Raw genomic sequence first — 4,408 nt, 5'->3', positions numbered from 1 at the left:
TGGCGAGGCTCCTGCTCGCGACCGCGACGAGCTCCACTCCGTCGAGGCGCCGCACCGCCGGGAGCACGCGTCGGACCGCCACGTCGGCGCAGCCGACCAGGCCCAGGCGCAGGGGGCGCCCGTCATCCCCTCCAGCCCCGCTCATCGGCCGGTCACCTCGGTGCTGCTGAACTCGATCCCGTCGTCGGGCTCCACGAAGCACTCGAAGGCGTCCCACTCCTGGCTGTCGGGGTGCAGCCGGAGCCAGCCGAAGGACAGGTCGTCATAGCTGGAACCGCCGGGAGACGTGACGAGGGTCCCGGATCCCGGGGCCCTGAGGAGGACCTTCAGCGTGGGCAGGTCGAACTCGACCCCGCCGGGTTTGGCCCCGGGCGAGTGCACGGTCAGCTCGTCTCCCTCACGCGAGACCGAATCGGTCGGCTCGGACCCGAGCAGCCAGTAGCCGATGATCCGTGCGTTGGCGGGCAAGGCGTAGGTCACGTGGACGTCGACGAGCTCCTCGTTGTAGGCGGGCTCCGCGTAGATCGGGTCCGGGTCGAACTCGGTGACGTACATGTCCCCGGGACCGACGGTCGCGGGGGCCGACACCTCGAAACCGCGCTCGTAGCCGTTGACGTCGAGCTGTTCACCGTTGAGCCAGGTCTGGCAGGTGTAGGGGACGTCCGTGTGCTCGGGTTGGCCAGGATGCGCGTGGTTCGACACGGGGGTGAAGGCGACCAGTGAGGGGGTGGCCACCGCGACGGCGGCGAGCGGCGCCAGGGCTCTCGGGAACCTGTTCACGTTGTTCTCTCTTCCTGTGGATGGGGACTGCTCGGTGAAGGGGCGGGGCGTGCGGCGGGTCAGCGAGGCGCGAGGGCGGCGGTCGTGGTGAACGAGCGGTCGACGAAGACGAGAGCGTCCCCGCTGTCGGTGTGCGTCCGAACGACCCGACCGACGAGGATGTCGTGGTCGCCGCCGGGATAGCGGTCCAGGACCTGGCACTCCAGAGCGAGCCGCGCGCCCTCCAGGACGAGGACACCGGAGTCGGTGCGTCTGAACCGGCCCTCGGCGAACTTGTCCGCGCCCTTGGTGGCGAACCGTCGGGCGAGCCCGGTGTGCTCATAGCTGGTCACGCTCACCGCCCACCGCGACGAGGAGGCGAATGCCGGGTGGCAGTCGGCGTTCCTGGCCAGGCACACCAGAACCAGAGGAGGGTCGATCGAGACCGACGCGACCGAACCGGCGGTGAAACCGTGGTCCCTACCCTCCTCGTCGCAGGTGGTGACGATGGAGACCGCCGTGGGCAGACGCGCCATCGCGTCCCGGAACTCCGTGCTGTCGGGGCCCGGAACCTCGGGGATGGCGGATGGTTCGGCCGAGGTGTCCACGTGGGGTTCCCTTCCTTGTGCTTCTCGACGTCACAGCACTGTGGTGCACTCGGCTCGAAGGCCGCTCAACCACCGCTGGTCGACCAGAGGCATCACTCGCGGACGTCCTCTTCCACCGGTTCTCAAGGACGGTGCTAGCCGGACCGCTGAGACTCCTCGATGACACGGACATGGTCGGCGGTGTATCCGGAGGGAGAAGCGGTGGAGCGGACAGAACCCCCCCGCACGGTGGTGGTCATCGGCGCAGGAACGATCGGACTGGGCTGGACCATGCTTTTCCTCGCACACGGGATGCGGGTCAGGCTCAACAGCAGAAGGGCCGATGTCGAGGAGTCCGTCGGGGAGGCGCTCCGGACCTTCGGCCAGGCCCTGCCCCTGCCCGACGGCACGGACCCCCTGTCCCTGCTCGCGCTCCTGGAGGTCCAACCCTCCCTGGAGGAGGCCCTCCGAGGCGCCGACGTGCTCCAGGAGAACATCCCGGACGACCTGGAGCTCAAGCAGGAGCTGTACGAACGCGTGCACGGGGCCGCGGACCCCTCCACGCTGCTCCTGTCCTCGACCTCGAAGTTCTCCCCGGACGACCTCGGGAAGCGCATGGGGGACCCCCGACGCCTGGTCGTCGGTCATCCCTTCAACCCTCCGCACCTCATCCCCTTGGTCGAGGTGGTCGGCGGCGAGCGTACCGAGCCGACGGCCGTCCAGGAGGCGATGGAGTTCTACCGGGCGGTGGGACGGGTCCCCGTCCACATCCGCAGGGCCGTCCCGGCCTTCGTCGCCAATCGCCTCCAGTCGGCCCTGCTGCGGGAGAGCATCCACCTCGTCCGGGAAGGAGTGGTGACGGTGACCGAACTCGACACCATCGTGACCCAGTCCATCGGCCTGCGCTGGTCCACCATCGGTCCGTTCCACGCCTTCCACCTGGGTGGCGGACCAGGGGGCCTGCGGCAGTGGCTGACCCACTTGGGAACCGGGCTCGAACGCGGCTGGGCGGGTCTCGGCCAGCCGCCGATGGGCCCGGACACCGTGGACCTGCTCGTCCAGCAGACCGACGAAGCCTACGGACACGCGACCTACGAGGAACTCGCCGCCGACCGCGACCGCAAGCACCTGGCGGTCCTGCGCGCCCTCGACGACGGGGAACGGCCCTCCGCCGACGAGGCCGGCCCCGGAAACGATCGGTAGGAGTCAACCCATGTCGATCACGGACCACTCATGGAGTGGAACCAAAGCACCCTCACTCCACGGGCACGTGTCGGAGCTGGTCGCTCTCAAGGAGAGGGTCGTCGACGGCCCGAGCCCCCAGGCGACCGCCGCCCAGCACGCCAAGGGCAAACTGACCGCATACGAACGGATCGAGCTCCTGCTCGACGAGGGTTCGTTCCACGAGATCGCCCCGCTGCGCCGCCACCGTTCACACGGCTTCGGGATGGAGAACAAGAAGCCCCACGGCGACGGTGTGATCACCGGCTGGGGCACGGTGCACGGGCGGAAGGTGTTCGTCTACGCCCACGACTTCCGGGTTTTCGGCGGAGCCCTGGGCGAGGCACACGCGCAGAAGATCCACCGGCTCATGGACCGGGCGCTGGCCGCGGGCGCGCCGCTGGTGTCGCTGAACGACGGAGCGGGCGCCCGTATCCAGGAGGGCGTGGTCGCGCTGGCCGGATACGGCGGGATCTTCCTGCGCAACACCCGTGCCTCCGGCGTGATCCCACAGATCTCGGTGATGCTCGGCCCCTGCGCGGGTGGGGCCGCCTACTCCCCGGCCCTCACCGACCTGGTGTTCATGGTGCGACCGACGTCGCAGATGTTCGTCACCGGTCCCGACGTCGTGGAGGCCGTCACCGGGGAGAAGGTCACCCATGACCAGCTGGGCGGAGCGGACGTGCACTCGGAGCGGTCCGGAGTGTGCCACTTCTCCTACGACGACGAGCGTGACTGCCTGGAGGACGTGCGGTACACGTTGTCGTTGCTCCCCGCCAACAACAGGCAGCAGCCGCCGGCCGAGCCGGTCGGTGACCCGCCCGACCGGCGGGTCGAGCGCCTGCTCGACCTGGTGCCCGCGGACGGGAACCGCTCCTACGACGTGCGCGAGGTCATCGAGGAGGTCGTGGACGACGGGGAGTTCCTGGAGATCCACGAACGATGGGCACGCAACCTGGTGGTCGGACTGGCCCGGTTGGCTGGTCGGACGGTGGNGAACCAGCCATTGGCGGCCGCCGGTGTGCTCGACATCCCCGCCAGCGAGAAGGGAGCCCGGTTCGTCCAGATGTGCGATTCCTTCAACATCCCCCTCATCACCCTGGAGGACGTCCCGGGTTTCCTACCTGGCGTCGCACAAGAGCACGGGGGCCTCATCCGGCACGGAGCCAAGCTGCTCTACGCCTACTGCAACGCCACCGTGCCCAGGATCTCGGTCATCCTGCGCAAGGCCTACGGTGGCGCCTACATCGTCATGGACAGCCAGTCCATCGGGGCGGACCTCACCTACGCCTGGCCGACCAACGAGGTGGCGGTCATGGGACCGGAGGGCGCGGCCAACGTGGTCTTCCGCAAGCAGATCGCCGCGGCCGACGACCCCGAGACGACTCGGGCACGGCTGGTCAAGGAGTACCGGGAAGAGCTGATGCACCCCTACTACGCCGCCGAGCACGGCCTTGTCGACGACGTCATCGACCCGGCCGACACCCGTGAGGTGCTGATCGCCGGGTTGTCCATGCTGGCGGGCAAACACGCCGCCCTGCCCGAACGCAAACACGGCAACCCGCCCCAGTGAGCGGAGAACGAGAGTACGGGTTCCGTTTCGAGACCGCCGGAATGACTCCGGAGGATGTGGCCGCCGTGGTCGCCGTACTGTCGGCGCGCCTGGCGTGGGCGGCCGATGCCTCGGTCGCCGACGGAGCCGCCCCGGTGGAATCGGCGTCCTGGAGGAGACGTGAGCGTGAGAAGGGGTCCGGCTTGGCACCCAGTTGGCGCAACGGCGAGAGTGGAGGGTTCGTCCGTGCGTAAAGTTCTGATCGCCAACCGCGGCGAGATCGCCGTAC

The 4,408-nt window shown here is 69.0% G+C and carries 6 protein-coding genes (1 of these 6 cut by a window edge); 3 read left to right on the top strand and 3 right to left on the bottom strand.

Going from position 1 to position 4,408, the window contains the following annotated elements:
- The 3 genes in view from D455_RS30175 to D455_RS0112155 are tightly spaced (at most 59 nt apart) and all read right to left on the bottom strand, a layout consistent with a single transcriptional unit that may run on beyond the window.
- Positions 1 to 92, bottom strand: partial view of a Gfo/Idh/MocA family protein gene (locus D455_RS30175; RefSeq protein ID WP_449289307.1) — the 5' portion only. The gene continues 826 nt to the left of window position 1, outside the view; the window shows 92 of its 918 coding nt (coding positions 1–92); it begins with the start codon at positions 90 to 92; its stop codon lies beyond the left edge, outside the window.
- A 49-nt stretch (positions 93 to 141) separates the two neighbouring features.
- A complete protein-coding gene (locus tag D455_RS30170) occupies positions 142 to 780 on the bottom strand; it encodes a hypothetical protein (protein WP_017570999.1) in 639 nt (212 codons plus the stop codon).
- Positions 781 to 839: 59 nt separating this feature from the next.
- Positions 840 to 1,367, bottom strand: coding sequence for a flavin reductase family protein (locus D455_RS0112155; RefSeq protein WP_017570998.1), 528 nt, complete (start codon positions 1,365 to 1,367; stop codon positions 840 to 842).
- Between the two features lie 201 nt (positions 1,368 to 1,568).
- On the opposite strand from D455_RS0112155, the gene D455_RS0112150 reads away from it, so the two are divergent.
- The 3 genes from D455_RS0112150 to D455_RS36140 all read left to right on the top strand — a co-directional run bounded on the left by D455_RS0112150 (position 1,569) and on the right by D455_RS36140 (position 4,373).
- Complete coding sequence (locus D455_RS0112150) at positions 1,569 to 2,549, top strand: 3-hydroxyacyl-CoA dehydrogenase NAD-binding domain-containing protein (RefSeq protein ID WP_026122555.1); 981 nt, start codon at positions 1,569 to 1,571, stop codon at positions 2,547 to 2,549.
- Between the two features lie 10 nt (positions 2,550 to 2,559).
- Positions 2,560 to 4,140, top strand: coding sequence for an acyl-CoA carboxylase subunit beta (locus D455_RS0112145; RefSeq protein WP_051064627.1), 1,581 nt, complete (start codon positions 2,560 to 2,562; stop codon positions 4,138 to 4,140).
- A gap of 41 nt (positions 4,141 to 4,181) precedes the next feature.
- A complete protein-coding gene (locus D455_RS36140; protein WP_017570995.1) occupies positions 4,182 to 4,373 on the top strand; it encodes an acyl-CoA carboxylase epsilon subunit in 192 nt (63 codons plus the stop codon).
- The last annotated feature ends 35 nt before the right edge of the window (positions 4,374 to 4,408 follow it).

The organism is Nocardiopsis halotolerans DSM 44410 (genome assembly GCF_000341065.1).
Taxonomy (GTDB): Bacteria; Actinomycetota; Actinomycetes; order Streptosporangiales; family Streptosporangiaceae; genus Nocardiopsis; species Nocardiopsis halotolerans.
The sequence above is the reverse complement of the archived record's forward strand: the minus strand, read 5'-3'. Positions and strand labels throughout refer to the sequence as shown.